This is a genomic window from Kineosporia succinea, from assembly GCF_030811555.1.
Lineage (GTDB): Bacteria > Actinomycetota > Actinomycetes > Actinomycetales > Kineosporiaceae > Kineosporia > Kineosporia succinea.
Window position 1 is genome coordinate 3042384 of record NZ_JAUSQZ010000001.1, and the last position, 24053, is coordinate 3066436.

At 70.2% G+C, this 24053-nt stretch carries 27 protein-coding genes; 16 read left to right on the forward strand and 11 right to left on the reverse strand.

What is annotated here, in order from left to right; genetic code table 11:
• Positions 1 to 49: 49 nt before the first annotated feature.
• The gene (locus J2S57_RS13295) at positions 50 to 211 is read right to left on the reverse strand and encodes a hypothetical protein (protein WP_307242237.1); all 162 of its coding nucleotides are present in this window, start codon (positions 209 to 211) and stop codon (positions 50 to 52) included.
• Positions 212 to 404: 193 nt separating this feature from the next.
• Between J2S57_RS13295 and J2S57_RS13300 the strand changes: the two genes are divergently transcribed.
• Together J2S57_RS13300 and J2S57_RS13305 are read left to right on the forward strand one after the other, a co-directional pair.
• A complete protein-coding gene (locus tag J2S57_RS13300) occupies positions 405 to 1361 on the forward strand; it encodes an ATP-binding cassette domain-containing protein (RefSeq protein WP_307242240.1) in 957 nt (318 codons plus the stop codon).
• Positions 1358 to 2200 (forward strand): ABC transporter permease, encoded by an 843-nt coding sequence (locus J2S57_RS13305; RefSeq protein WP_307242243.1) that lies wholly within the window; start codon positions 1358 to 1360, stop codon positions 2198 to 2200. Before J2S57_RS13300 ends, J2S57_RS13305 begins: the two co-directional genes overlap by 4 nt.
• A gap of 38 nt (positions 2201 to 2238) precedes the next feature.
• Here the strand turns inward: J2S57_RS13305 and J2S57_RS13310 are convergent, their stop codons facing one another.
• A complete protein-coding gene (locus J2S57_RS13310; RefSeq protein WP_307242245.1) occupies positions 2239 to 2472 on the reverse strand; it encodes a hypothetical protein in 234 nt (77 codons plus the stop codon).
• A gap of 132 nt (positions 2473 to 2604) precedes the next feature.
• Between J2S57_RS13310 and J2S57_RS13315 the strand changes: the two genes are divergently transcribed.
• Positions 2605 to 2928, forward strand: coding sequence for a DUF3817 domain-containing protein (locus tag J2S57_RS13315; RefSeq protein ID WP_307242248.1), 324 nt, complete (start codon positions 2605 to 2607; stop codon positions 2926 to 2928).
• 1 nt (position 2929) lies between these two features.
• Here the strand turns inward: J2S57_RS13315 and J2S57_RS13320 are convergent, their stop codons facing one another.
• Positions 2930 to 3658 carry an SDR family oxidoreductase gene (locus J2S57_RS13320; protein WP_307242250.1) on the reverse strand — a complete coding sequence of 243 codons (729 nt, stop codon included), beginning with the start codon at positions 3656 to 3658 and terminating at the stop codon, positions 2930 to 2932.
• A 141-nt stretch (positions 3659 to 3799) separates the two neighbouring features.
• Here J2S57_RS13320 and gvpU point away from each other — a divergent pair, with 141 nt between their 5' ends.
• On the forward strand, positions 3800 to 4294 hold the full coding sequence (gene gvpU / locus J2S57_RS13325) for a gas vesicle accessory protein GvpU (RefSeq protein WP_307242253.1): 495 nt from the start codon (positions 3800 to 3802) through the stop codon (positions 4292 to 4294).
• A 34-nt stretch (positions 4295 to 4328) separates the two neighbouring features.
• Positions 4329 to 4826, forward strand: coding sequence for a MarR family winged helix-turn-helix transcriptional regulator (locus J2S57_RS13330; protein ID WP_307242255.1), 498 nt, complete (start codon positions 4329 to 4331; stop codon positions 4824 to 4826).
• Positions 4827 to 4872: 46 nt separating this feature from the next.
• Here the strand turns inward: J2S57_RS13330 and J2S57_RS13335 are convergent, their stop codons facing one another.
• The 3 genes from J2S57_RS13335 to J2S57_RS13345 form a co-directional block, all read right to left on the reverse strand.
• Positions 4873 to 5550: a calcium-binding protein gene (locus J2S57_RS13335; protein ID WP_307251028.1), complete on the reverse strand. Its 678-nt coding sequence runs from the start codon at positions 5548 to 5550 to the stop codon at positions 4873 to 4875.
• Positions 5551 to 5715: 165 nt separating this feature from the next.
• Positions 5716 to 6324 (reverse strand): calcium-binding protein, encoded by a 609-nt coding sequence (locus J2S57_RS13340; RefSeq protein ID WP_307242257.1) that lies wholly within the window; start codon positions 6322 to 6324, stop codon positions 5716 to 5718.
• 43 nt (positions 6325 to 6367) lie between these two features.
• A complete protein-coding gene (locus J2S57_RS13345; RefSeq protein ID WP_307242259.1) occupies positions 6368 to 6877 on the reverse strand; it encodes an RrF2 family transcriptional regulator in 510 nt (169 codons plus the stop codon).
• 86 nt (positions 6878 to 6963) lie between these two features.
• Here J2S57_RS13345 and J2S57_RS13350 point away from each other — a divergent pair, with 86 nt between their 5' ends.
• The 3 genes from J2S57_RS13350 to J2S57_RS13360 all read left to right on the forward strand — a co-directional run bounded on the left by J2S57_RS13350 (position 6964) and on the right by J2S57_RS13360 (position 9508).
• Positions 6964 to 7689 (forward strand): SDR family oxidoreductase, encoded by a 726-nt coding sequence (locus tag J2S57_RS13350; protein ID WP_307242262.1) that lies wholly within the window; start codon positions 6964 to 6966, stop codon positions 7687 to 7689.
• A complete protein-coding gene (locus tag J2S57_RS13355; RefSeq protein ID WP_307242264.1) occupies positions 7686 to 8426 on the forward strand; it encodes an SDR family oxidoreductase in 741 nt (246 codons plus the stop codon). The genes J2S57_RS13350 and J2S57_RS13355 overlap by 4 nt, the downstream gene beginning before the upstream one ends.
• 173 nt (positions 8427 to 8599) lie before the next feature.
• Positions 8600 to 9508 (forward strand): zinc-dependent alcohol dehydrogenase, encoded by a 909-nt coding sequence (locus J2S57_RS13360; RefSeq protein WP_307242266.1) that lies wholly within the window; start codon positions 8600 to 8602, stop codon positions 9506 to 9508.
• A 16-nt stretch (positions 9509 to 9524) separates the two neighbouring features.
• Here J2S57_RS13360 and J2S57_RS13365 read toward each other — a convergent pair whose 3' ends face one another.
• Positions 9525 to 11120, reverse strand: coding sequence for an ATP-binding cassette domain-containing protein (locus J2S57_RS13365; RefSeq protein ID WP_307242268.1), 1596 nt, complete (start codon positions 11118 to 11120; stop codon positions 9525 to 9527).
• Positions 11121 to 11471: 351 nt separating this feature from the next.
• On the opposite strand from J2S57_RS13365, the gene J2S57_RS13370 reads away from it, so the two are divergent.
• Together J2S57_RS13370 and J2S57_RS13375 are read left to right on the forward strand one after the other, a co-directional pair.
• Positions 11472 to 12812 carry a glycosyl hydrolase family 18 protein gene (locus J2S57_RS13370; protein ID WP_307242270.1) on the forward strand — a complete coding sequence of 447 codons (1341 nt, stop codon included), beginning with the start codon at positions 11472 to 11474 and terminating at the stop codon, positions 12810 to 12812.
• A 375-nt stretch (positions 12813 to 13187) separates the two neighbouring features.
• A complete protein-coding gene (locus J2S57_RS13375) occupies positions 13188 to 13406 on the forward strand; it encodes a hypothetical protein (RefSeq protein WP_307242272.1) in 219 nt (72 codons plus the stop codon).
• 206 nt (positions 13407 to 13612) lie between these two features.
• On the opposite strand, the gene J2S57_RS13380 is transcribed toward J2S57_RS13375, so the two are convergent.
• The 3 genes from J2S57_RS13380 to J2S57_RS13390 all read right to left on the reverse strand — a co-directional run bounded on the left by J2S57_RS13380 (position 13613) and on the right by J2S57_RS13390 (position 16536).
• A complete protein-coding gene (locus J2S57_RS13380; RefSeq protein ID WP_307242274.1) occupies positions 13613 to 14824 on the reverse strand; it encodes a glycoside hydrolase family 16 protein in 1212 nt (403 codons plus the stop codon).
• Between the two features lie 134 nt (positions 14825 to 14958).
• The gene (locus J2S57_RS13385; protein ID WP_307242276.1) at positions 14959 to 15939 is read right to left on the reverse strand and encodes a formylglycine-generating enzyme family protein; all 981 of its coding nucleotides are present in this window, start codon (positions 15937 to 15939) and stop codon (positions 14959 to 14961) included.
• A 54-nt stretch (positions 15940 to 15993) separates the two neighbouring features.
• Positions 15994 to 16536: a nucleoside 2-deoxyribosyltransferase gene (locus J2S57_RS13390; RefSeq protein WP_307242278.1), complete on the reverse strand. Its 543-nt coding sequence runs from the start codon at positions 16534 to 16536 to the stop codon at positions 15994 to 15996.
• 520 nt (positions 16537 to 17056) lie between these two features.
• Here J2S57_RS13390 and J2S57_RS13395 point away from each other — a divergent pair.
• Genes J2S57_RS13395 through J2S57_RS13415 form a run of 5 tightly spaced genes read left to right on the forward strand, consistent with a single transcriptional unit; the run spans position 17057 to position 22477 of the window.
• Positions 17057 to 18079, forward strand: coding sequence for an ABC transporter substrate-binding protein (locus tag J2S57_RS13395; protein WP_307242280.1), 1023 nt, complete (start codon positions 17057 to 17059; stop codon positions 18077 to 18079).
• A gap of 12 nt (positions 18080 to 18091) precedes the next feature.
• Positions 18092 to 18673 (forward strand): hypothetical protein, encoded by a 582-nt coding sequence (locus J2S57_RS13400; RefSeq protein ID WP_307242283.1) that lies wholly within the window; start codon positions 18092 to 18094, stop codon positions 18671 to 18673.
• On the forward strand, positions 18670 to 19428 hold the full coding sequence (locus J2S57_RS13405; RefSeq protein WP_307242285.1) for an ABC transporter ATP-binding protein: 759 nt from the start codon (positions 18670 to 18672) through the stop codon (positions 19426 to 19428). The genes J2S57_RS13400 and J2S57_RS13405 overlap by 4 nt, the downstream gene beginning before the upstream one ends.
• The gene (locus J2S57_RS13410) at positions 19425 to 20984 is read left to right on the forward strand and encodes an ABC transporter permease (protein WP_307242287.1); all 1560 of its coding nucleotides are present in this window, start codon (positions 19425 to 19427) and stop codon (positions 20982 to 20984) included. The genes J2S57_RS13405 and J2S57_RS13410 overlap by 4 nt, the downstream gene beginning before the upstream one ends.
• A gap of 47 nt (positions 20985 to 21031) precedes the next feature.
• Positions 21032 to 22477, forward strand: a complete 1446-nt coding sequence (locus tag J2S57_RS13415) for a GuaB1 family IMP dehydrogenase-related protein (protein WP_307242289.1) — start codon at positions 21032 to 21034, stop codon at positions 22475 to 22477.
• Here the strand turns inward: J2S57_RS13415 and J2S57_RS13420 are convergent.
• Complete coding sequence (locus tag J2S57_RS13420) at positions 22464 to 22916, reverse strand: SMI1/KNR4 family protein (RefSeq protein ID WP_307242290.1); 453 nt, start codon at positions 22914 to 22916, stop codon at positions 22464 to 22466. The two genes, J2S57_RS13415 and J2S57_RS13420, sit on opposite strands and share 14 nt — an antisense overlap.
• Before the next feature lie 158 nt (positions 22917 to 23074).
• Between J2S57_RS13420 and J2S57_RS13425 the strand changes: the two genes are divergently transcribed.
• Positions 23075 to 23887 carry a hypothetical protein gene (locus tag J2S57_RS13425; RefSeq protein ID WP_307242291.1) on the forward strand — a complete coding sequence of 271 codons (813 nt, stop codon included), beginning with the start codon at positions 23075 to 23077 and terminating at the stop codon, positions 23885 to 23887.
• The last annotated feature ends 166 nt before the right edge of the window (positions 23888 to 24053 follow it).

Genomic DNA, 24053 nt, shown 5'->3' on the forward strand with positions numbered 1-24053 from the left:
TGCCCCGGGTTCGGGTGACCTGACGAGTTCAATTGCCCGAGGCAACGTTTCAGGACAGTGGCAGCCGGCTCACTCCCGAGTCCACCTCGTCGTCGGTGGTGTCGTGGTCGTGGTTGCGCCAGGCGCCGCGGTCGCTGGGGCGCGTCGGTCGGGCGGCATCGTCGGGGCCGTAGTCGTGGTCGTTGACGCCGTCGGGTGGGCCTAGAGACATCGTCGTTCTCCTTCGCTCGGAGTCGTTTCAGGCTACGCCCGGGCGAAAAGGGAAGCGCGGTGCGGCCCCCGGACGGCCTATTCTCGCGAGCCGGGAACTTGTGGAAGACCTGTGCGTTGTTGGCGGAGGGCCGATGAGTTCTGGGCGGCGGGCCGGTCCAAGCACGTGAAACCGACTCATCCGGGAGGGTGCGATGACCGACCTGGCTATTGAAACAGCCGGTCTGGTGAAGAAGTTCGGCGAGATGCGGGCCGTCGACGGGGTGGATCTGCGGATCCCCACCGGCGGCGTCTACAGCGTGCTGGGGCCGAACGGAGCCGGCAAGACCACCACCATCCGGATGCTGGCCACCCTGCTCGAGCCGGACGGGGGCACCGCCACCGTGCTCGGGCACGACGTGGTGCGCGAGGCCCGGCAGGTGCGGGCCCGGGTGGCCATGACCGGGCAGTTCGCCTCGCTCGACGAAGACCTCACCGGCCTGGAGAACCTGCTCCTGCTGAGCCGTCTCTACGGTTACGGGCGCGGCGCGGCCAAGCAGCGGGCGCACGAGCTGCTCGCCGCCTTCGACCTCTCCGACGCGGCGAACAAGCAGGTCAAGGCGTATTCGGGCGGTATGCGGCGGCGCATCGACATCGCCGGCAGCATCGTGGTGCGGCCCGACCTGATGTTTCTCGACGAGCCCACCACGGGCCTCGACCCGCGCAGCCGTAACCAGGTCTGGGAGATCGTGCGGGCCCTGGTCGGGGCCGGCACCACGATCCTGCTCACCACGCAGTACCTGGAAGAGGCCGACCAGCTGGCCGACCGCATCGCCGTGATCGACCAGGGCAAGGTCATCGCCGAGGGCACGAGCGGCGAGCTCAAGGCCTCGGTCGGCTCCGGCGCGGTGAAGGTGCGCGTGGCCGACCCGGCCGCGCGTGACGAGGTGGCCCGGCTGCTGGCCGAGAGCCTGCACGCCGAGCCGGTGCTGGAGTCCGACGCGGCCTCGATCTCGATGCGGGTCGTCGACCCCACCGCGGTCGCCGGTGCGCTGCAGCGGGTGGGTGAGCGCGGCCTGGTGATCAGTGAATATTCGCTCGGGCAACCGAGTCTCGACGAGGTGTTCCTGGCGCTGACCGGGCACCTGGCTGACAAGGAGGCTGCGGCATGAGCACGATCAGCCCGGCGCCGGCGAAGAAGACCGTCGACGCCAAGATTCTCGCGGCCCTCGGCTCTTCGGAGCGCCCGCCCGCGGCCGGCCCGGTCAGTTCCTCGCTGACCTTTGGCTGGCGCGCCCTGCTCAAGATCAAGCACGTGCCCGAGCAGCTCTTCGACGTGACCATGTTCCCGATCATGTTCACGCTGATGTTCACCTACGTGTTCGGCGGCGCCGTCTCGGGATCACCGAAAGAGTATCTGCAGTACGCGCTTCCGGGGATCCTGGTGCAGACCATCGTGTTCATCACGATGTACACCGCGATGACCATCAACAGCGACATCGAGAAGGGCGTGTTCGACCGCATCCGGTCGCTGCCCGTCTGGCGCCCCTCGCTGCTGGTCGGGGCGCTGCTCGGAGACACCCTGCGCTACCTGATGGCCTCCACCATCGTGCTGGTGGTGGGCGTGCTCATCGGCTACCGCGCGCCCGGCGGCTTCGTCGGCGTGATCGCGGCCGTGGGGCTGCTGCTGGTGTTCTGCTTCTCGCTCAGCTGGCTCTGGCTGATCCTGGGCCTGAAGGTGCGCACGCCCAATGCCGTGATGGGCATGGCGATGATGATCCTGTTCCCGCTCACGTTCGTCAGTTCGGTGTTCGCGCCGCCGGAGACCATGCCGGGCTGGCTGCAGGCCTTCGTCGACGTGAATCCGGTGACGCTGCTCGTCGAGGCCGCCCGGGGCCTGATGAACGACAACCCGGACGGTGGGGACATCCTCTTCGTGCTCGGTGCCTCGGTGGTGCTGACGGCGGTGTTCTCGCCGATCGCGCTGCGCATGTACAACCGCAAGTCCTGAACGCTGCCGAGGTCGTCTGAGGCTGCGGGGGCAAGGCCTCAGACGACCTTGGGAGGCTCGCTGTCGGCGTAGGTGCGGTCCGCGTCGACATACGCGTTGAGCCAGCCGCCGGGCGGGTAGGCACCGACCACGACGCGGTGGTCGTTCCAGCCGCAGCCGATCGTGAGCACCCCCGACTCGGTGATCTCGATGTTCTCGGCGTCGTTGTACACATCGGCGCTGGCGGTGGGGCCGGTGTCGTTGTGGCGGGAAAGGATCACAGTGACTGACATAGTGTGATCGTAGGGTTACGCAACGTCACTCGCATGGTATGTGCCCTGAACGGCTCAATCGTGATCGAGCGGAAGTTCCCTCCCGTCGGCGCGAGACGGGTCACACCGGTCGCCGTGGCAGACTTGCTGGTCATGAGCTCCCGCGTGGTCACCGCGTTCCGCGTCGTCGCCTTCGCCGAGGCGGTCAGCTGGCTCGGGCTGCTGATCGGCATGTACCTCAAGCGCGTCGCCGAGACCACCGAGGTCGGTGTGCAGGTCTTCGGCCCGATCCACGGTGGCGTCTTCGTGGCCTACGTGCTGCTCACCCTCTACACCGCGCGGGTGCAGCGCTGGGCGATCGGCACCACGCTGCTCGGTCTGGCCGCCTCCATCCCGCCGTTCTTCACGGTGATCTTCGAGGTGTGGGCCAAGCGCACCGGCAAGCTCGAGCCCACCTCCGAGCCCGTCGCCGCCTGACTCACAGAGGGAACTCCCCGGCCAGGTAGGTCGGGGTGTAGAACTCCGCCGGATCCTTGGCGAGAGAAGCCTTCACATAGGCGCTCCACTCGTCCACCAGCACCTCCTGGGCACCCGCCTCGACCCCGTCGAGCGTGGCCGTGGCGACCTCGGCCACGCTGAGCATCGGGCCGGTGTAGTCGCCGGGGGAGATGCCCGTCTTCGCCATGCCCAGCAGCACCCCGGTCACCTGGGTGTTCTGCCGGAACAGCTCGACCCGCAGGCTGTTGGTCAGCGACCAGGCCGCGGCCTTGGCCGCCGAATAGGCCCCGCCCCCACCGTTGTACGAGAACCAGCTCATCGCGGACAGGATGTTCACCAGCCCGCCCCCGCCGTTCGCGGCCAGGATCGGCGCGAAGGCCCGCGACACCTCGAGCGTTCCGTAGTAGTGGGTGTCCATCTCCAGGCGCACCAGGTCCGGCCGGTCGCCGAGAAGGCCTGCCCCGGTGAAGATTCCCGCGTTGTTGACGACCAGGGTGACGTCCTGCGCGACGGCGGCCGCGGCGGCCACCGAGTCCGGGTCGGTGATGTCGAGCGGCAGGGGCTCCACGCCCGGCAGATCCACCGTCGAGGGGGTGCGGGCACCCGCGTAGACCTTCGCAGCGCCACGCTGCAGCAGGTGGGCGGCGATCTCGCGGCCGATGCCGCGGTTGGCCCCGGTGACCAGGGCGACGGATCCGGTGATGTTCATGGTGTTCCTCTCGCTGGGCCGGCCGGAGTGGCCGGCGCCTGCGAGCACGCTAAAAGCTCACATCAATGTGAGGGGCAAGTACGCTTTCCAAGATCTTCGGCACGGCTCAACCGCCGCCCGGCGCCTGCCGATACAGGCCGCATGACCGACGACACCGTGGCCATGGAGACCGTGATCGTGCACCCGGACGGACCGGGCGCGACCGGGTCGACCAGCCTCGCGGGCGTGCCCGGTGACCCGATCCTGCGCCTGTTCGCGAGCATCGCCGAGCAGGCCGCGTTCGAGCTCGGCATCACCGTCGCGGTGGACGGGGCCCTGGTCTCCGGAGTGCTGGTGGGGCAGGACGAGTGGCTGCGGCTGCTCGGGCAGACGCTCGACGGCGGCGAGTCGATCGCCCAGTCGCTGCGCCGCTACCTGAACAAGAACCTGCACGAGGCCGTCACCGAGGTGATCGAGCCGCTGAACGACGACCCGGAGCCCGAGGAGTACGAGTACCTGCACCTCAAGGGCGCCCGCTACGTGTCGGGGGAGTCGTTCGTGCCGACGCCGCCGAGCGGCCCGGTGCTGTGGCGTGGGCGCATCGAGCACATCTCGGGCTGGAGCTGGGGCACGCTGTCCGCGCCCGGCGGTCACTGAGGTCCTGGGTCGAATTCGAAGCTAAACTCGGGGGATGCCCCCTCGTGAGCTGCCGCCCGGTGCCAGCGCGTACTTCGCCCTGCTCGAGGTCAGCGCCCTGCTGCACCACGAGCTCGAGCAGCAGGCACGCGAGGACGCGGGCATCACGTTCGTGCAGTTCCAGATCCTCGCGGCGCTCAGCGAGCACCCCGAGGGCTCACGCACGATGACCGACGTCGCTGACCAGATCGTGCACAGCCGCAGCGGTCTCACCTATCAGGCCCAGAAGCTCGAGGAGGCCGGGTATCTCACCCGCGGCCCGGCGCCTGGCGACGAGCGCAGCACCATGGCCACGCTGACGCCCGCGGGCCGGGAGGTGCTCGCCGGGGTGCTGCCGGGGCACCTGGGAGTGGTCCGGGAACTGTTCCTCGACCCCCTGGCGACCGAGGACACCGACGAACTGACCCGCGTCCTCGATCTCGTGCGCACTCACATGCGGGGTCGGCCCCCACGTTCGGCGGCCCGGCGCTCACGTCGTCCGGAGACCAAATGAAAGACGCCCGGGCACCTTTCGGTGTCCGGGCGCCTCTGCTTCCGGGTTACTTGGGCAGGTTGCCCTGGTAGACCAGGTTGCGACCGGTGCCGCCGTAGAGCCTGTCGTTACCGCTTTCGCCGGCGATCGTGTCGTTGCCCGAGTTGCCGTAGATCGTGTCGTTGTGCGAACCACCGAGCAGGGCGTCGTGGCCGTTGCCGCCGGAGATCCAGTCGACACCGGCGTCGCCGGAGACGATGTCCTCGCCGTTGCCGCCGTAGATCTTGTCGTTGCCGCTGGCCCCGAGCACCAGGTCGTCGCCCGCACCGGCGTCGATCCAGTCGTTGCCGGCGTCGCCCGAGATCAGGTCGTCGCCGGAGTTGCCGTAGATCTTGTCGTTGCCCGACGCGCCGAGAATGGTGTCGTCGCCGGCGTCACCGTAGACGGTGTCGTTGCCCGCGTCACCGGAGATCTCGTCGTCGCCCGCACCGCCGCAGATCAGGTCGTTGCCGCCCCGGCCCTCGATGCTGTCGGCCCCGCCGAGGCCGACGATCACGTCGTTGCCCTTGGTGCCGATCAGCGCATCGGTGCTGTTGCCGCCGATGATCGTCGCCTTCTTGCCCCCGCAGGTCGGCGTGGCGGCCTCGGCCGTGCCGGCCATGCCCAGCACCAGACCGCCGGTCACGAGGGCCGCGGAACCGAGGATCGCCACACGCTTGAAGACGTTCAAAAAACTGCTCCCCATGATGTCCACCGGGCCTCCATGGCCCGGGATGCAGCACCACATCTCCGCGGAATCCATCCGCAGGAGGTGTGACGCTATCGGGGGCAAGGCTTTTGCGTCGAGAAACGGCCTGTGACCTAGTGCACAGTTTTCACACAGGTTCCACCCCGGTGGGCGTTTTCGAGGTCAGCGGGGTCCGTTGCCCTGGTACACCCGGTTGGCTCCCGGGCCGCCGTCGAGCTTGTCCTTGTCCGCGCCGCCGGCCAGGTAGTCGGAGCCGTTGCCGCCCAGAAGAGTGTCACGGCCCGCGTTGCCCCGCAGGTCGTCGGAACCCTCGCCGCCGGAGATCCAGTCGTTGCCCGAGCCGCCGGTGACCACGTCGGAACCGGAGTTGCCGTAGATCTTGTCGTGCCCGGCGCCACCGCTGATCGTGTCGGTGCCGGAACCGCCGGACAGCGTGTCGTTCCCGGCGTTCCCGGTGATCAGGTCGACGCCCGCGTCGCCGTTGACCCGGTCGTTGCCGGTGCCCCCGGAGATCGAGTCGTTGCCGTCGCCACCGCAGATCAGGTCGTTGCCGCCGTTGCCCTCGATGTAGTCGTTGCCGCTCAGGCCGACGATGACGTCCGCCCCCGCGGTGCCGATCAGGTTGTCGCTACCGGCGGTGCCGATGATCGTGGCCTTCTTGCCCTGGCAGGTCGGGGTGGCCGCATGAGCGGTGCTACTGAGGCCGAGCATCGCGGTACCGGTCAGGCCGAGGGCCACGGTGCCGACCGCGAATCGCCTACCCAAAGTCACGAGCATCTCCTTCGATCGGATCGCTGACTCTGCGCAGGCTAACTTACGAGACGGTAACGGCACCTTGGTCATCAGGGTGATCGCCGGCGAGCCAGGCGGTCAGACGGGCCAGGGCGGTGCTGTCGCGCTTGGCCGCGACTTCGGTGGCCAGGTCGAGAATGCTCACGCCGCGTAGTGATTCCCGCCAGGCGCGCTCGGCCCCGGCCATCGTGCGGGCGATGCCGCAGGGCTCCTGGCACTGCTCGGCCGGGGTGCCCATCGGGCCCCGTTGCCGGATCTCGGAGCAGACGAACGCGGGCCGGCCTCCGTCGACCGCCTTCACGATGTCGTGGACGCTGATCTCGCCCGGAGCGCGCCCGAGCACGTAGCCGCCGTCTTTTCCCTGGACCGAGCGGATGATGCCGGCGCGCGACAGGGCCTGCAGGTGCTTGGCCAGGTAACTGCTGGAGACGTCGTGGAACTCGGCCAGCCGGGCGGCGGGAACGGGCCGGTCGGCCGCGGTGAGCAGGACGCAGCAGTGCACCGCCCACTCGACACCGTCGGACATCTTCATACGCACATGGTACTTGACTCGGATGTTCTCTATCCGAGTATGTTGACCCGGACAGAAAATATCCGAGTTACCTCGAGGGAGCGGTCATGAAGATCGTCGTACTGGGTGGCAGTGGCCTGATCGGTGCCCAGCTGGTCGAGATCCTGCGCGGGCAGGGCCATCAGGTGGTTCCGGCCTCGCGCTCGACCGGGGTGGACGTGCTCACCGGCTCCGGTCTGGAGCTCGAGGGGGCCGAGGTCGTGGTCGACGTCCTGAACTCGCCGTCGTTCGCCGATGACGACGTGCTGCGCTTCTTCACCACCTCGACCGCGACCGTGCTCGAGAAGGCCTCGGGGGTGAAGCATTACGTGGTGCTGTCGATCGTCGGCACCGACGGGGTGCCCGGCAGCGGCTACCTGCGGGCCAAGGCGGCGCAGGAGGAGCTGGTGCGGGCCTCCGGCATCCCGTTCTCGATCGTGCGGGCGACCCAGTTCTTCGAGTTCGCGCCGGGCGTCGCCGCGATGTCCACCGACGCCGCCGGCACCGTCCGGCTCCCGACCGATCTGGTGCAGCCCATCGCCGCCGCCGAGGTGGCACGCATCCTGGCCGGTGTCGTGGTGGGCTCCCCGGTGGGGCAGATCGACATCGCCGGGCCGGAGCGGTTCGGGCTGGACGAGTACGTCCGCCGCGCGGCGCCCGGCACGCCGGTCGTGACCGACCCGGAAGCCACCTACGCCGGGGCGAAACTGCAGCCCACGTCACTGGTTCCGGTGGGTGACGCGGTCGTCTCGGAGGTCTCGCTGGAGTCCTGGCAGCAGGCGGGTGCGCGATGAGGGTCGCGGTGGCCGGGGGGACCGGTGCGGTCGGGCGGCACGTCGTCGACGTCCTGCGCGAGCGCGGGCACGAGGCCGTGGTGCTGGCCCGCTCGGCCGGGGTCGACCTGGTCACCGGCCGGGATCTGGACCTCGGCGGGGTGGACGCGGTGGTCGACGTGACCTCGGTGTCGACGCAGAAGCAGGCTGAGGCCGAGAGCTTTTTCGGCGCCGTGACCGGCCATCTGCTCGAGGCCGGGAAGGCCTCCGGGGTGGGGCATCACGTGGTGCTGTCGATCGTGGGCATCGACGACGCCCCGACCGGGTACTACCGCGGCAAGGTGCTGCAGGAGCGACTCGTCGAGGAGGGCGGGGTGCCCTGGACCATCCTGCGCGCCACCCAGTTCCACGAGTTCGCCGCGCAGATCCTGGCCGCGCTCCGGGTCGGGCCGCTGCACCCGGTGCCGGTCATGCGCAACGAGCCGGTGGCGGCCCGGGAGGTGGCCGAGCACCTGGCCGACCGGGTGGAGAAGGGCCCGGCCGGGCGCGTGCCCGATCTCGGTGGGCCGCGGGAGGAACGGATGGCCGACATGGCGCGGGCGTACCTGCGGCACACCGGCCGTCGGGGGTTCGTGCTGCCGGTTCCCGTGCCGGGTGCGGGCGGCCGGGCCATGCGGGACGGCACGCTGGTCACCGGGGCCGGCGCGGTGCACGGCCGGCAGACCTACGCCGAGTGGCTCGCGGCCCAGCCACGCTGACCAGGGGTCTTCGCCGCGTCCGCCGCACCGGCCGGAGCCGTTCACCGGCTCGGGGGGCACGGTGGGGCCCGGGAGACTTAGCCTGTCCCAACGGGTGTGGATCACGTGCGGATGGGGTGAGCTGTATGTGGGCGTATCGGCTGGCGGGTCCAGGGCGGTTCGAGCGGTGCACGGTGGCGGAGCCGGAGGCCCCGACCACGGGGCAGGTGGTCCTGCGCACCACGTCGGGCGGCATCTGCGGCAGTGACCTCGGGTTCTTCCGCGGGGCCACGACGCCCGAGGGCACGCTGAAGGAGAGCATGTTCGGGGAGCCGGGTTTCCCGTTGCACGAGATCACCGGGCAGGTGGTGGCGTCGGCGCACCCCGATCACGAGGTCGGCGACCAGGTGGTCGGCTGGGCCACCCGCACCGACGGGGTGGCCGAGTACGTCACCACCAGCGGCGACCAGGTCGCGGGGTACCGCTCCACGCTGAAACCCGAGATCGCCGTGCTGCTGCAGCCTCTCGCCTGCGTGCTCCACGCCGTCGAGCAGCTGGGCGACGTGACCGGCAAGAACGTGGCCGTGCTGGGGCTCGGGCCGATCGGGCTGCTGTTCGCCCACGTGCTGCGGGCCCGTGGCGCCGGGCGCATCACCGGCGTCGACCGGGTGCGCCGCGACGAGATGGCCACCCGGTTCGGGGTCGACGAGGTGGTGTGGGCCTCGTCCGACCGCTGGGCGCGCGACGCCATCCTCGAGCCGGAGGTGGTGGTCGAGTGCATCGGGCACCAGGCCGGCACCCTGAACGACGCGATCCGGGTGGCCGCGTACGGCGGGCAGATCTACTACTTCGGCGTGGCGGACGAGGCGGCCCAGAGCGTGAACCTGCGCCAGCTGCAGCGCAAGAACCTCACGCTGTACACGGGGCTCACCCGTGACCGGCGCCGGATGCTCGGTGAGGCGGGCCGCTACCTCGCCGAGCACCCGGGGCTGGAGACCGGTTACGTCACCGACGTGATCCACGTGGTGGAGATCGAGGCCGCGTTCCGCCGGGCCCTCGACCCGGCTCCGGCGCAGGGCAAGGTCGTCGTGCGGATGCCCTGACCCATCCCTGGAGGCACTACAGGACCAGCTGCGGCCAGCCGGCCAGGTCGGCCAGCAGCTGCCGGTCGTGGGTGGCCACCACCACCGCGGCCGGCGTCCGGTCCAGCGCCTCGGTCAGCTCGTCGACGAGCGTCGCCGCCAGGTGGTTGGTGGGCTCGTCGAAGAGGATCAGGCCGGGGCGCCGGGCGAGCTGCCGGGCCAGGTCCAGCCGCCGTTGCTGCCCCTGCGACAGCCGGGCGGCCGGCGTGCGCCGGGCCTCCGCGTCGAGCAGGCCCGTGCTGCTCAGCGACGGCTTGTCGCCCGGGACCGCGTCGTAGATCTCCTGCGCGGTCCGATCGGCGGGCCACTGCGGTGTCTCCTGACCGACGAGGGCGACCACCACGTCCGCCGTCACCTCGAGACGACCCCGGGACGGGGCCAGCAACCCCGAAAGCACGCTCAGGACGGTTGATTTACCGGCACCGTTCGCGCCGGTCACGAGCAGGCGGTCGCCGCCGGCCAGCCGCACACTCACCGGGGCGGTGAGTCGGTCGTCCACCATGACGTCCTCGCAGTTCAGCAACGGCGCCCCCGGACGCACCGGAAGATGCGGCCAGTTCAGCGCCGGCGGGGGCGGGGGCACCGTGATCCGGTGTGCCTCCAGGGCCTCCTGCTGCCTCCGGAACGCCTGCACCGCGCCCGGCGCGTGCGACTGCCGCTGGTGTCTGCCCGTGCCCTTGTCCGGCCGCCACCCGGTGCTCAGCCGGTCCCGGGCCCGGTCGGCGGCCTGCGCCAGCCGCTGGTGCTCCGCCACCTGCCCGGCGTGGTCGGCCACCCAGCTCTCTCGTTCCCGCCGCCGTCCGTCCTGCCAGCCCGGGTATCCGCCGGCGTACACGCGAGGACGCCCGTCCCGGCTGGGGTCGAGGTCGAGGACGTCGGTGGCCAGGTCGCGCAGCAGGGCCCGGTCGTGCGTGACGACGGCCAGGCCACCCGGGTGCTGCCTCAGCCTCCCCGTGAGGAACTCCAGGCTCCCGGCGTCGAGGTGGTTGGTCGGCTCGTCGAGCAGCAGCAGGTCGTACGGGGCACCGAGCAGGCAGGCCAGCCGCACGCGGTACCGCTGGCCCACCGAGAGCGTGCTCAGGGTCCGGGCCCGGTCGGGGCAGGCCCGCAGTGCCTCCAGGGCCATGTCGACGCGGCGTTCGGCGTCCCAGGCGTCGAGCCGGGTGGCGACGTCGAGAGCCTGCGCGTAGTCGCCGTCCGCACCCGGCCGGCCCTCCGCCAGCGCCTGCGCGGCCCGGTCCAGGGCCGCCAGCGCCCGCCGGGGTGCGCTCAGCGCCTCGTCGACCAGGGTGCCCACGCTCTGGCCGTCCGCCACCGCGAGAGCCTGGTGCAGCAGGGCGAAAGTGCCTGTCCGCTGCACGGTTCCGGAGTCGGGGGACAGGGTGCCCGCGAGCACGTGCAGCAGGGTGGTCTTGCCCCGGCCGTTCTCACCGGCCACGGCCAGCCGGGACCGGGCGGTCACGGTGACGCAGACATCGTTCAGGACCCGGCGTCCGCCGAGGGTCAGGTTCAGGTGTTCGGCCCGCAGTTGGGCGTGGCTGCCCGCGGGCAGGCCGGAAGAAAGGATGGGCACAGGTGGCTCCGCGTCTGAGGTGGGAGCGCGGGCAGCATCGGGTCGCCGCCCGGCGCGATGACCGGGACGACGGCGTGGAGATCTCCTCGGGGCGCCGCCGTCAGGCGGCGGACCGGAGCCGCATGAGTGCGGTGCCAGGAACCATGCCGCCAATCTACGGCGCCGCTCGCCGGGGGCCAACCGGTTTCCTCAGTGTGGGCTTGTGGCACACCTAAATGAATGTGAAAAGGGGTTTTAGCGGTTATCTGCGCCGAGAAGCACTGCTACGTTTGAATCGTCGATTTGTGAAGCTTGCTTACTAATCGTGGCTGTCCCTGAAACCAGCCGGACCTCTTCTGAATCGAGTCACTGATGAGCCGACGCCTCTCAGTCCGCCCTGACCGCACCGCGAAACCCTCCGGCCGCCGCTGGAAGACGATGGTGGGCGCCTTCTCGGTAGCCGCCGTCGCCGCGGCCGTGGCTGCCACCACCATGCTCGGGTCGGGTGCGGCCACCGCCTCGCCCTCGCTGCCCACGCACCTGCTCACCGGCTACTGGCAGAACTTCGACAACGGCGCCAAAGCCCTGAAACTGTCCGAGGTTCCGACCAGCTACGGCATCGTGGCGGTGTCGTTCGCCGACGCCGTGGCGGGCAGGACCGGCGCGATCGACTTCAACCTCGACACCTCGCTCGCCGGTGGCTACACCGACGCGCAGTTCAAGGCCGACGTGAAGACCCTCCAGGGCCGCGGCCAGAAGGTGATCATCTCGGTCGGTGGCCAGAACGGCACGATCACGCTGCCCGACGCCACCGCCGCGAACTCCTTCGCCGACAGCACGCTGGCCCTGATGGACGAGTACGGCTTCGACGGCGTCGACATCGACCTGGAGAACGCGCCGAACCTCACCAACATGACCACGGCGCTGAACAAGATCGCCGACGAGGCGGGCTCGAGCTTCGTGCTCACGATGGCCCCGGAGACCCTGTACGTGCAGGAGGGCGGCTCCTACCTCGCGCTCATCGACCAGGTGAAAGACCTGATCACCGTGGTCAACACGCAGTACTACAACTCCGGCAGCATGCTCGGCCGCGACGGCAAGTCGTACAGCGCCGGCACGGTCGACTTCCAGACCGCGCTCGCCGACGTGCTGCTCAACGGCCACCTGCGCGCCGACCAGGTCGGCCTCGGTCTGCCCGCCACCAGCCAGGCGGCCGGCAGCGGCTACGTCGACCCGTCGGTGGTGAACGCGGCGCTCGACTGCCTCACCCAGGGCACCAACTGCGGCTCCTACAAGCCCGCCGCCAAGTACCCGACGCTGCGCGGCGCGATGACCTGGTCGATCAACTGGGACGCGGCGAACGGCTACAAGTGGGCGAACACCGTGGGCGGCCACCTGGCGAGCCTGCCCGGCGGCACGGGTGGTGACACGGGTGGAGGCACCGGCGGGGGCAGCACGCCCACCGTCGCGCCGACCGGCCCGGCCCAGCCCACGGCCGGCCCGACCGCGACCACCGGCCCGACCACCACGACCACGACGACCGCCCCGAGCCAGGGCTGCACCGGCCTGCAGGCGTGGAACAAGACCACGGCCTACACCGGCGGTACGAAGGTCTCGTACAACGGCCACGCCTGGTCGGCGAAGTGGTGGACGTACGGCGACACCCCGGGCCAGAACGCCCAGGACGTGTGGGTGGACGGCGGCGCCTGCTGAGCCGCACATAGCCGCTCATCCCCTACCGCGCATGATCACGACCGGCTCGGATCCGGCCGTGATCATGCGTTTTGGGGTTCGTACGCGGTGCGGCGCCGGCGGCCCCGCCCGGCGTGCGCCCGGACGGGCCGCCGGACACGCACAGCACCCGGGCCGAGCACGGGCCGCGGCAGCGGTTGCGGCGATCGGCTGAAAGCGCCTGCGAGAAGGCAATGAACGTCGGCCGGCGACCGACTGGCGGCTCACGCCCGGAGTGACCGGGAGAGCCGCCGATCGCGGGAGACGTTGAATGCAGCCCGGAGCCACCGAGCAGTCCCCGGTTCGCCGCCGGACCGTCTTCTGCAATTCCGGCGGTACTGCCCGTTCCGAGGGCGTGTGCCCGAACTGCGTCCGGGCAAGATCATTTCCGTCGCCCCACCGCCGGCCCCGGTCCGGCGAGGCCGCCTCCGGGTCGTCCCCGGGGTGGCCGTGTTCGCCTTGCTGCTGGGCGGTGTCGGGCTCGGCGTGAAGAGTCCCGACGACGCGAACCGGGCGAACAGCCGGCTGCAGCGCACGCCGGACTCGCTGATCAGCAGCACGAGATCGACGCCCTGAGGAACTGCCGGGCCGGGTGATCAGTGCGCTCGGGAACATGCCCTACGGCGGCTACTCGCCGGCCGGGGCGAACCTGCGCGCCGTCGAGGCCGACTGCGACAGTGCGTACGCGGCCTTCTGGGGCCGTTTTCGGTCATCACCCCGAAAACGGCAGGAGCGCCGCGCGTCCGGATGGGGGACGCGCGGCGCTCCTGCTTCAGTGACCGCTACTTGAGTGACTGCGTGACGATCGAGTCGACCGCGACGGTGAGCGGCGTGGTCGGGGCCTGGATCGAGTTCGGGCGACCCTCGGCCGGCCAGCTGTTGGTGTGCCAGAAGTTCACCAGGAAGCTGGCCGGGCGGTTCGGGATGCGCTCGGCCGGACCCTGGTAGTCCCAGAGCGAGATCTCCTGGCCGTCGGTGGTCTTCAGCTTGAAGCTCACCCCGTCTTCGGCCCAGTCGATGGTGTAGTCGTTGTACGACTTCGAGGAGTCGAAGTCCTTCACGACCGGAACCGTGGCCGGGCTGGCCTGCCCGCCGCTCAGCACCTCTTTGCACTCACCCGAGAAGTCGGTGTAGTAGCAGGTCGAAATCACCTTGCCGGCCTTCAGATCCACGATCCGGGAGACGCGCTGCGACTTCTCCGTGCTGGCTTCGTAGTCGGTGTAGATCGTCAGGTTCAGCACGTCGGGACGGGCGCAGAGCACCTCGATGTCGATCTCGCTGTTGTCGGTGAGGCCGTCACCGTCCTGGTCGGTGCCGTCGTTGCCGTAGGTGAAGATGCCCGTCACCGCACCGGTGTTCGGCGCCGCCGAGCAGTCGGCGGTCTTGACCCGGCTGGTGAAGCTCCCGTAGGTGAACTCCTGCTTGGAGGCCACCTCGGCCGCGTTGCTGGGCGAGGCGCCCGCGCCGGCCGGGATGGTCAGGTTGAGGGCCTTGCCGTCGGTGGCGCCCGGGTCGCTGACCCCGCCCTTGACCGTGCTGCCGCCGCGCGCGTAGTTCGTGTAGAGCTCCGAGACCGTGCTGGTCCAGTTCTCCGTCTTCTTCGCGCCCGCGAAAACCGTTCCGGCCGGGACCGGCTGGGTGGTCGCGGTCTCTTCCGGGGTGGTCGCCTCCGGGCTTGCGGACGCGGTGGTGCTGGGCGTCGCCTCCGGGGTGGCCGTCGCGGACGGGGAGGCGGTGGAGGTGGGCCGCTTCTTCTTTTTCTTCTTCTTGACGATCTTGTGCGTGGTGCCGTCGGAGGCCGGGTAGGCGCTGCGCTTGTAGGCGACCGTGGCGGCTTCGTCCTGCGTGGTGGTGCTCTGCGGCTTCGACTGGTTGACGGCCACGGCGGCGGTGCCGCCCGCGGCCAGCACGAGCGCGGTGAGGGACGCGGAGACCAGGTACACGCGTCGCCGCCGGGTGTTCTTCATCGAACGGCGGGTCTGGACTTTGCTCATCAGGTCAGGGCCTCCGAGGAACGTGGCCGCCGAACGTCAGGAGATCGGCGGAACCTTCATTGCCTGGTGATCCTGCTGGTGAGAGGCTCAATGTCGGATCAAGCGCCCGGTAAAGCCTTCCTGTGCGGCACTTATCAGGTGACGGAGGGTGTTCGGCTCTTCACGGTGCGGAAACCGGTGTTGGCCATCGAGGAGTCGGGGGTGTTCTGCGACCGGGCCGCGTTGCGGTAGCGGTTGCAGTACGACGGGTGACAGAGGAAAGAGCCGCCGCGCATGGCCTTCTGGCTCCCGGCCTGAGGGCCGCGCGGGTCGGTGACGGTGCCGGCGGTGAGGCAGAAGCGGTAGTAGGCCGGGTGCGCCCAGTCCGAGCACCACTCCCAGACGTTGCCGACGGTCTGCCACAGGCCGTACTCGTTGGGGGAGTAGGTGCGCACCGGGGCGGTGGTGAGAAAGCCGTCCTCGAGCGTGTTCTGCTGCGGGAAGGTGCCCTGCCAGATGTTGCAGAGCCAGTCGCCGTCCGGCCTCTCCGCGTCTCCCCAGGGGTATCGCCGGCCGGGGTGACCGCCCCGCGCGGCTGCCTCCCACTCGGCCTCGGTGGGCAGGCGGCGTCCGGCCCAGGTGCAGTAGGCGTCGGCGTCGTTCCAGCTGATGTGGGTGACGGGGTGGTCGGGCCGGTCGTCGATGCCGGAGTGCCGCCCCTGGGGGTGCTTCCAGTCCGCGCCCCTCACGCCGAGCCACCACGGGGTGGCCGGGGGCTGGCCCAGGATGTCGGCCTCGTCGGCGGCGAGCGCCAGGTGGAACACCGCGGAGAAGCCGAAAGTCTCGGCCTCTGTGCGGTATCCGGTGGCGTCGGCGAAAACGGCCCAGTCGGCGTTGGTGACGCTGGTCGCGTCGATGCTGAACGGGGAGACGGTCACCGGGTGCACGGGGGTCTCGCCGTCGGGGAGCTTGCCGTCGCCGTGGTGGTCGCCCATCGCGAAGGTCTGGCCGGGGATCGGGCACTGCTCGATGCGGTGCTCTCCCGAGGCCGCCCGGATCTGCGGCCGGGCGAGGCGATCGCCCGGTGGGCGGGCGGGTGCACAGCAGGCGTGGTCGGTGGTGTCGTCGGGCTGCACGGTTCACGATGGCACATCCCTGCCCGTACGCAGGGCAGGGATGCGCGGATCGGATCAGCTCGTGAGCCTGCCCGACGCGACGTCGGCCGCGACGGTGCGGATGCAGTCCTCGAACGAGCCCTGCACGACCGTGCCGCAGCAGGCCAGCATGAGGTTGAAGGGCTGGCCGAAGTTCTCGATCGTCATCCCGTCGCGGTCCACGGCCGAGCCGTCGTCGCGGCGCGTGATCGGCGGGTAGTGCAGTTCGGTGCGCTCGACCGCGGTGGCCGGGCCCTGCGTCCACCCGTAGACGGCCTTGCCCCGGCCGAAGCCGTAACCGACCTCCCAACAGGTGCCGGCGTCCGGGTCGGGACCGCGGAACGGGTTGAAGTTGCCGACCACCGCGTCGGCGCGCTCGATCATCTCGACGTTGATGCGGAAGATGGCGGCGGCCAGTTCGGCGCCGCTCAGTTCGTCGAGGTCCGTCTTGTCGTCGCCGTCGAGCGGGGAGATCGGCTCGAGGCCGTGCTCGACGCAGATCTGGCGCATCTTCTCGGCGCGCTGCGGGCCGTCGGGGGCGAAGACCTCGAAGCCGGCGAGGTACAGGCGGGCTGACATGTGGATGCCTTCCGGTCATGGGTGCGTGACGGGTTGGCCTGGCGATATCGAGAAGGATTGTCCAGAGCCGCCGGCCATCCCGGTGCTGGTCCGGGTGGCGGGAGCCGGATCGTCGCACGTCGCCGGGCGGGCGGCCAAGTCGGGTCGCGGCGTTACTTCGAGGTTAAATCCCGAGCTGGATCCGGCTGATGTCCGTTTTCGTCGCATCGCCGGTGGCTACCTTCACTCCTACGAGCCCAACGCGACAGGTGACGGAGAGGATGGTGCGGCGATGAGGAGCGACTCCGGTTGCTGGCGCCGGTCCAACTCTCGTGCGCCCGGTCGTTCCTGACTCGTTCCCCGGGCATCTGACGCCCTGCTGAGGTTCGCCTCGTCCTTTCCGGCCCACCGCGCGACGACGCCGGTCCGGCCCGTTCTGTCTTTACCGCGTACGTGAGCGCCCCGTCGTCCCTGTCGGTGGCCGGCTCAATATGCCCCACGTCGTCGCCCCTGCCCGGGCGGCCCGGTGAAAGGTCCCTCCATGTCCCGCAACGCCTTCCGTGTCCCCGTCGCGATCGCGGCGCTCACCGGGCTGCTCGCCGCCTGTGGTTCCGGTGGTTCGTCGGCCGAAAGTGGTTCGTCGACAGCCACTCTGCAGCTCGGCTGGATCGCCAACGTCGAGAACGCCGGGCCGTACACCGGTCTGGACAAGGGGTACTACGAGGCCGAAGGGGTGGACCTGACCATCACCCCGGGTGGCCCCAGTACGACCGTCGAGCCCCTGGTCGCCAGCGGAAAGGCGCTCGTGGGGCTCAGTTCCACGGACGTCATCGCCCGGGCGGTGGCCGAGGGGGCCCCGCTGAAGATCATCGCAGCCACGCTGCAGCAGAACCCGACGAGCATCATGTCGCTCGCCGACAACCCGGTGAACACGCTGGCCGACCTGGCGGGCAAGAAGCTGTGCGTCCAGACCAGCGGGCAGTCGGTGATCAACGCGGTGCTCGAGGGCAACGGCATCGACCCGGACGACGTGTCGATGGTGCCGGCGGACTTCGACCCGGCGCCACTGGTGGCCGGGGACTGCGACGCGTTCGTCTCGCTGCTGAACAACCAGCCGCTGACGCTCAAGGCCCAGGGCGTGGAGACCACCACCTTCCTGCTCAGCGACTACGGGTACAACGCCTGGGGCAACGTGCTCTTCACCACCGACGAGGCGCTGGCCGACGACGAGTCGCGCAAGACCCTCGAGGGGATCGTCAAGGGCACGGCCAAGGGCTGGGACGACGCGCTGGCCGACACCGACGCGGCGGCCGAGCTGATGGTGAACGGCCCGGGCAAGGACCAGAACCTCGACCTGGCGCAGCAGAAGCTGGCCATGGCCGAGTTCACCGACCTGATCAAGACCGACGAGACCACCGCGAACGGCCTGCTCTCGATGAGCGCCGAGGGTATCGCCGGCAACGTGAAGACGATGCAGGACATCGGCGTCCCCGGTGACGACCTCGCGTCCCTCTTCGACACCAGCATCCTTGAGGCCGTCTACGCCGACGGCACCGATCTGTAAGGAAACTCCCCCATGCCTGTGCACTTCTCCGAAGACCCGTGGACCCACGTCAGCAGCAAGCGCGGCTACCCGGCCGACGAGCTGATCTCCACGCTGCAGAAGTCGATCCGCCGCGGTGACACGAAGCTCGCGCTGCTGGTGGCCCGCGAGATGTACGAGAGCTCGGCCGCTCTCGAGGAGATGATGTGGGCCCGTCTGTGCGTGATCTCCTGCGAGGACACCGGTGACGGCACGTTCAGCGAGCCGGTCGTGCTCAACTCGCTCTACCAGATGCACGAGCGGCTCGACCGGAGCTTCGGCGACCGCTGGCTGTTCGCCGTGCACGCGGTGCGGTTCCTCAGCGACCGGGTCAAGGACCGCTCGTCGGACGAGTGGGCGAACATCGCCATGCACCTGATCAACTCCTCCGACAAGCCTTTCGAGATCCCGGAGTACGCCCTCGACGTGCACACCCGGCGGGGGCAGGAGTCGGGCCGGACGGTCGAGCACTTCTGGGAGACCGCCTCACACGTGGAGAACGAGCGGCCCGGCCGCGACCACACGCTGCGCGACGAGATCCGTTCCTTGCAGAGGTCGGGGCAGTGGAAGGGGTGAGTGAGGGCCTCTTCGCGGCCGGCCTGGTCAAGGAGTTCGAGACCCGTGACGGCACCGTGCGGGCGCTGGAGAACGTCGACCTGGCCACCCGGCGCGGCGAGTTCACCGCGCTGCTCGGCCCGTCCGGGTGCGGTAAGTCCACCCTGCTGAGGATCTTCGCCGGGCTCGACTCCGCCTCGTCCGGGCAGGCCCGGGTGCACGGCGGCGATCCTTCGCGAGCGCGGCTGAATCATCAGGTGGGCGTGGCCTTCCAGGACGCCGCGCTGCTGCCCTGGCGCTCGGTGCGGTCGAACATCGCGCTGGCGCAGGAGGTCTGCGGGCGCAGGCGGGACTGGGCCGAGGTCGACTCGCTGATCGATCTGGTCGGGCTGAAGGGATTCGAGAGGGCCCGGCCGAACCAGCTGTCGGGCGGTATGCGGCAGCGCGTCTCGCTGGCCCGGGCGCTGGCCGTGCAGCCCGAGATCCTCATGCTCGACGAGCCGTTCGGGGCGCTGGACGAGGTCACCCGGCACCGCATGAACCTCGAGCTGCAGCGCATCTGGAGCGAGCGGGCCACCACCACGCTGCTGGTCACGCACTCGATCTCGGAGGCCGTGTTCCTGGCCGACCGGGTGGTGCTGATGGCTGCCCGGCCCGGCCGGGTGGTGGAGATCGTGGACATCGACTTCCCTCGCCCGCGCACGGCCGAGCTGCTGCAGTCCAAGGAGTTCCACGAGATCTGCGACCACCTGGCGCTGGGGTTGTTCGCGTCGTGACCACCCGGGTGAGGGAACTGACCGGGCGCGGTGCGCCCGTCGTCCTCTTGTTGCTGCTCTGGATCCTCGCCGCCCGGCTCTTCGAGGAACGGCGGGTGGTGCCGACACCGTGGGCGGTGGCCCGGGCGTTCGCGCACGACCTGCCCGTGTACCCGGCGAACCTCTCGGTCACGCTCACCAACGCGTTCGTCGGCTACCTGTTCGGCAACCTGCTGGCCGTGGCCGCCGCGGTGCTGTTCGTGCAGGTGCTGTGGATGGAGCGGCTGCTGCTGCGGATCGCCGTGGCCAGCTTCTGCGTGCCGCTGGTGGCGATCACCCCGATCCTCACGGTGGTGCTGCCCGGGGACGCGCCGAAACAGGTGCTGGCCGGGCTGTCGGTCTTCTTCACCACCCTGGTGTCGTGCATCCTCGGGCTGCGCTCGTCGCCCGCGAGCACCCACGACGTGATCCGCTCGATGGGTGGCTCGGGCTGGACCGAGCTGCTGAAGATCCGCCTGTGGTCGATGCTTCCGGGGCTCTTCGCCGGTCTGCAGATCGCCGCCCCGGCCGCTCTGCTGGGCACCATCCTGGGCGAGTACCTGGGGTCGGCGAGCGGGCTCGGTGTGCTGCTGGTGCAGTCGCAGTCGTCGTTCGAGGTGCCGCGCACCTGGGCGACCGCGTTGCTGATGTCGGCGCTCTCGGCGCTGGTGTTCACGCTGGCGGGTCTGCTCGGCCGACGGCTGACGCCGTGGGTGGGCCGGGACGTGACGACCAGCACCGGGGTGGCGGCGGAGGCGGGGCGGACGTCGGTTCCCGTCGCGCTCCTGGGGGTCCTGGGCTCGGTGGTGATCGTCTGCGCGGGCTGGTGGGGGCTGATCCGGGCGTTCGACCTGAGTCCGTACTTCGCCAAGACGCCGCTGGACGTCTGGAACCACCTGGTCACCGCGGCCGATGCGGCCGAGAACCGGTCGTACGTGCTGTCCGGTCTGGGAATCACCGTCAGGGACGCGGGGATCGGCTACCTGATCGGCACGGCTCTCGCCTGTCTCCTGGCGGTCGCGGTGATGCAGTGGCCGCTGGTCGAGCGGTTCTTCATGCCGCTGGCGATCACGCTGAGATCGGTACCGCTGGTGGCCATGACGCCGTTGCTGGCCCTGGTGTTCGGGCGCGGGCTGCTCGGGGTCACGGTCATCGTGTCGGTCGTGACGTTCTTCCCGACCCTGGTGAGCGTGGTGGCGGCGCTGCGGTCGGCGCCGGCGATCGCCTGTGACGTGGTGCGCTCGATGGGTGGTTCCAGCGTCACGGTGACGGCGAAGGTGCGTCTGCTGCACGCGGTGCCGGCGGTGTTCGCCTCGGCCCGGATCGCGGTGCCCGGGGCGATCGCCGGCGCGACGCTGGCCGAATGGCTGGCAACGGGCGAGGGCATCGGCAGCATGCTGGTCAAGGACTTCGCGGCCTCGCAGTTCAACGACATGTGGTCGGAGACGGTCGTGGTGATCACGCTGTCGGTGCTGGCGTACGCGGTGGTGTCGGCGGCGGAGCGGTTCGTGGCCCGGCGGATGGGCACTGTTTCGTAGATCTCGTACGTTTACTGTGAGGTCTTCACTTCTCCTTGGAGTTTCACGTGCGCTTTATCGACGGTCACCGCCCCGAGCGTGACCTGACCTACAACGACGTCTTCATCGCGCCGGGCCGCTCGGCGGTCACCTCCCGTTTCGACGCCGACCTGAGCAGCCCGGACGGCACCGGTACGACGATTCCGCTGGTCGTGGCCAACATGACGGCGATCTCGGGCCGGCGGATGGCCGAGACCGTGGCCCGCCGCGGCGGTATGGCCGTGCTGCCGCAGGACCTGCCGCTCGACGTGGTGGCCGAGGTGGTCGCGTGGGTCAAGCAGCGTCACCCGATCTTCGAGACGCCGGTCGAGCTGCACGAGCACGACACCGTGGCCGACGCGCTGAACCTGCTGCCGAAGCGGTCGCACGGGGCGGCGGTGGTGGTGGACGCGCAGCGGCACGTCCTCGGGGTGGTCACCGCGGCCGACTGCACCGGGGTCGACCGGTTCACTCAGGTCGGGAGCGTGATGACGACGGGTGTGGTCTCGGTGGACGCGGACACGGCGTCCGCCGACCTGGAGGCCGCCTTCGAGGTGCTGCACTCCAGCCGCCGCCGGTTCGCGCCGGTCGTGCGGGACGGGGTGCTGGTCGGGGCGCTCACGCGCACCGGGGCGCTGAGGTCCACGGTCTACACGCCGGCGCTCGACGCCTCCGGGCGTCTGCGGATCGCGGCCGCGGTCGGCATCAACGGTGACGTCGCGGGCACCACCAAGGCCCTGCTCGACGCCGGGGTGGACACGCTGGTCGTCGACACCGCGCACGGTCACCAGGAGAAGATGATCGAGGCGCTGGGCGCGGTGCGCTCGGTCGACCCGCAGGTGCCGGTGGTGGCGGGCAACGTCGTCACCGCCCAGGGCACGCGCGACCTGATCGCCGCCGGGGCGGACATCGTCAAGGTCGGGGTCGGCCCGGGCGCGATGTGCACGACCCGGATGATGACCGGTGTCGGTCGTCCCCAGTTCTCCGCGGTTCTGGAGTGTTCCGTCGCCGCCCGGGAGGCGGGTGGGCACGTCTGGGCCGACGGTGGCGTGCGGCACCCCCGCGACGTGGCCCTCGCGCTCGCCGCCGGGGCCAGCCAGGTGATGGTGGGCTCGTGGTTCGCGGGCACCCACGAGAGCCCGGGCGACCTGTCGCACGACGCGTCCGGGCGTCCCTACAAGGAGAGCTTCGGGATGGCCTCGGCCCGCGCCGTGGCCGCGCGCACCAAGGCCGACTCGCCGTTCCAGCGGGCCCGGAAAGGCCTGTACGAAGAGGGCATCTCGAGCTCGAAGATGTATCTCGACCCGGCCCGTCCGGGGGTCGAGGACCTGATCGACCAGATCACCGCGGGCGTGCGCTCGGCCTTCACCTACGTCGGGGCGCGCACCGTCACGGAGTTCTCCGACCAGGTGGTCGTGGGCACGCAGTCGCCCGCCGGTTACGAGGAGGGACGCCCGCTGCCTACCGGGTGGTGAGGTCGTCGACCAGAGCGCTGAGGCTGGGGTACGGCACGGGGTCCTCGCCGTCCCCGGCCCCCCAGTCGTAGGCGATCCACTCGCCGTCGTCACCGGTTCGGGACGCGTCGAGCAGGCAGTAGCGACCGTCACCGCCGTCGACCACCACCAGGCAGCCGGCGATCACCTCGACGATCTCCTCGAAGCTGGTCCAGGCGTCGACCAGGTCGTGGGTGGGGTCGCTGGTCCAGCGCAGTTCCGTGGTGCTGCACAGACCGTGCAGGACGCCCGGGTGGGGCCAGCCGTCGGTCTCGCGCAGCAGGTTGGCCAGGCTCTCGGGCAGGTCGGTGCCGAGACGTTGTCGCGCCCGGGTGAGGTCTTCCTCCGTGGCTTTTCGGTGGGGCTGCTCGTCGAGGCGGGCCAGGTACCTCTGCCATTGCGTGGTGCTGGTGGGACTCATGGTGGCCATGATCGCGGCTGGGTGTTTTCGGGGGGATAGAACCGGTAAAAGTTTTTTGGGTGGGGACTCAACCTGGGGGGTGGGTCGCCGTGTTCTTCCCCACGACAGCGAAACGTCGCTGTCGGATCGAGCTGTTGGATCGAGGGGAGAACAGCCTGATGAAGATGGTGACCGTGATGGGGGCCCTGGCCATGTGCGTGGCACTGGCGGGTGGCGCGGGGGGCACGGCTCACGCCGACCCGATTCGTGCGGCGGGTCTGCCGCAGACCGGCGATCAGATGTCCTACGTGCAGCGGGGTGACTCGGTGGCCGTGTACCGCTTCGGCGAGCGGCTGGCCGACGTCGAGGTGCGGTCCGCGGCGCATCCCGGTGGGCGGGCGAAACTCGTGCTCAGGGTCAAGGCGCACAAGACGTTCGCCTTCCGGGCCGGGCAGTTCCTCTGGGCCGACGCCGAGGGGGATCACGACGCCTCGGATCCGGTGCGCAAGTTCCGGGTGAAGGGTGGCGACACCGAGACCGTCTCGATCCGGTTCGCCGGGGTGCGCAACGGCAACGTGGTGTGGGCGCCCCGGCGGGAGAACTCGGTCGGCGTGTGGCAGGTCGAGGGGAGCGCGGCCAAGGGGCTGGGGCATCTGCTGTCGCCCAGCTACGTGCAGAAAGACGCCCGGGTGTCGGTCTACCGGTCCGGCCGGGTGGTTGGCCGGGTGAAGGCGCAGTCGGCAGTGCACGAGAAGGGCTGGGGCACGGTGCGGCTCGACATCGAGGCGGTGAAGAAGTTCTCGGTGAGGCCGGCTGCGTTCGGGTGGACCGACCGGGCCGGAGTGCGGCACGTCCCGGTGGGGGCCAAGAAGATCACGCTGAAGCCGGGCGCCCGGCAGACGGTGCATCTGCGGTACTCCGAGGTGGGGGCCGGGCAGCTCGCCTGGTCGCCGCGGCGGGGGCTGACCGCCGGTGCGTGGGGCGTCGGCTGACCTGACCTGCGGCGCTGGGTGAAGTCGCCGGGCGGGCGGGAAACTGTCCGCCCGGCGGCCTCCGGCGGATCGAATGCTGTTGCCCGGGGCGGTTGTTCGTGGCGAGTCGGCTGATCGTGCTGGGGTCTGCTGATCGTATTGGGGGCGGCTGATCGTGCTGGGCCGG

What these genes read in the sequence shown, in the direction of transcription:
- J2S57_RS13355 (WP_307242264.1), top strand. Translation starts at nt 7,686, where the DNA reads ATGAGGGTCGCGGTGGCCGGGGGGACCGGTGCGGTCGGGCGGCACGTC.
- J2S57_RS13310 (WP_307242245.1), bottom strand. Translation starts at nt 2,472, where the DNA reads ATGTCAGTCACTGTGATCCTTTCCCGCCACAACGACACCGGCCCCACC.
- J2S57_RS13420 (WP_307242290.1), bottom strand. Translation starts at nt 22,916, where the DNA reads ATGAGTCCCACCAGCACCACGCAATGGCAGAGGTACCTGGCCCGCCTC.
- gvpU (WP_307242253.1), top strand. Translation starts at nt 3,800, where the DNA reads ATGACCGACGACACCGTGGCCATGGAGACCGTGATCGTGCACCCGGAC.
- J2S57_RS13380 (WP_307242274.1), bottom strand. Translation starts at nt 14,824, where the DNA reads ATGAGCAAAGTCCAGACCCGCCGTTCGATGAAGAACACCCGGCGGCGA.
- J2S57_RS13300 (WP_307242240.1), top strand. Translation starts at nt 405, where the DNA reads ATGACCGACCTGGCTATTGAAACAGCCGGTCTGGTGAAGAAGTTCGGC.
- J2S57_RS13320 (WP_307242250.1), bottom strand. Translation starts at nt 3,658, where the DNA reads ATGAACATCACCGGATCCGTCGCCCTGGTCACCGGGGCCAACCGCGGC.
- J2S57_RS13425 (WP_307242291.1), top strand. Translation starts at nt 23,075, where the DNA reads ATGAAGATGGTGACCGTGATGGGGGCCCTGGCCATGTGCGTGGCACTG.
- J2S57_RS13295 (WP_307242237.1), bottom strand. Translation starts at nt 211, where the DNA reads ATGTCTCTAGGCCCACCCGACGGCGTCAACGACCACGACTACGGCCCC.
- J2S57_RS13305 (WP_307242243.1), top strand. Translation starts at nt 1,358, where the DNA reads ATGAGCACGATCAGCCCGGCGCCGGCGAAGAAGACCGTCGACGCCAAG.
- J2S57_RS13330 (WP_307242255.1), top strand. Translation starts at nt 4,329, where the DNA reads ATGCCCCCTCGTGAGCTGCCGCCCGGTGCCAGCGCGTACTTCGCCCTG.
- J2S57_RS13390 (WP_307242278.1), bottom strand. Translation starts at nt 16,536, where the DNA reads ATGTCAGCCCGCCTGTACCTCGCCGGCTTCGAGGTCTTCGCCCCCGAC.
- J2S57_RS13315 (WP_307242248.1), top strand. Translation starts at nt 2,605, where the DNA reads ATGAGCTCCCGCGTGGTCACCGCGTTCCGCGTCGTCGCCTTCGCCGAG.
- J2S57_RS13350 (WP_307242262.1), top strand. Translation starts at nt 6,964, where the DNA reads ATGAAGATCGTCGTACTGGGTGGCAGTGGCCTGATCGGTGCCCAGCTG.
- J2S57_RS13345 (WP_307242259.1), bottom strand. Translation starts at nt 6,877, where the DNA reads ATGAAGATGTCCGACGGTGTCGAGTGGGCGGTGCACTGCTGCGTCCTG.
- J2S57_RS13400 (WP_307242283.1), top strand. Translation starts at nt 18,092, where the DNA reads ATGCCTGTGCACTTCTCCGAAGACCCGTGGACCCACGTCAGCAGCAAG.
- J2S57_RS13335 (WP_307251028.1), bottom strand. Translation starts at nt 5,550, where the DNA reads ATGGGGAGCAGTTTTTTGAACGTCTTCAAGCGTGTGGCGATCCTCGGT.
- J2S57_RS13395 (WP_307242280.1), top strand. Translation starts at nt 17,057, where the DNA reads ATGTCCCGCAACGCCTTCCGTGTCCCCGTCGCGATCGCGGCGCTCACC.
- J2S57_RS13370 (WP_307242270.1), top strand. Translation starts at nt 11,472, where the DNA reads ATGAGCCGACGCCTCTCAGTCCGCCCTGACCGCACCGCGAAACCCTCC.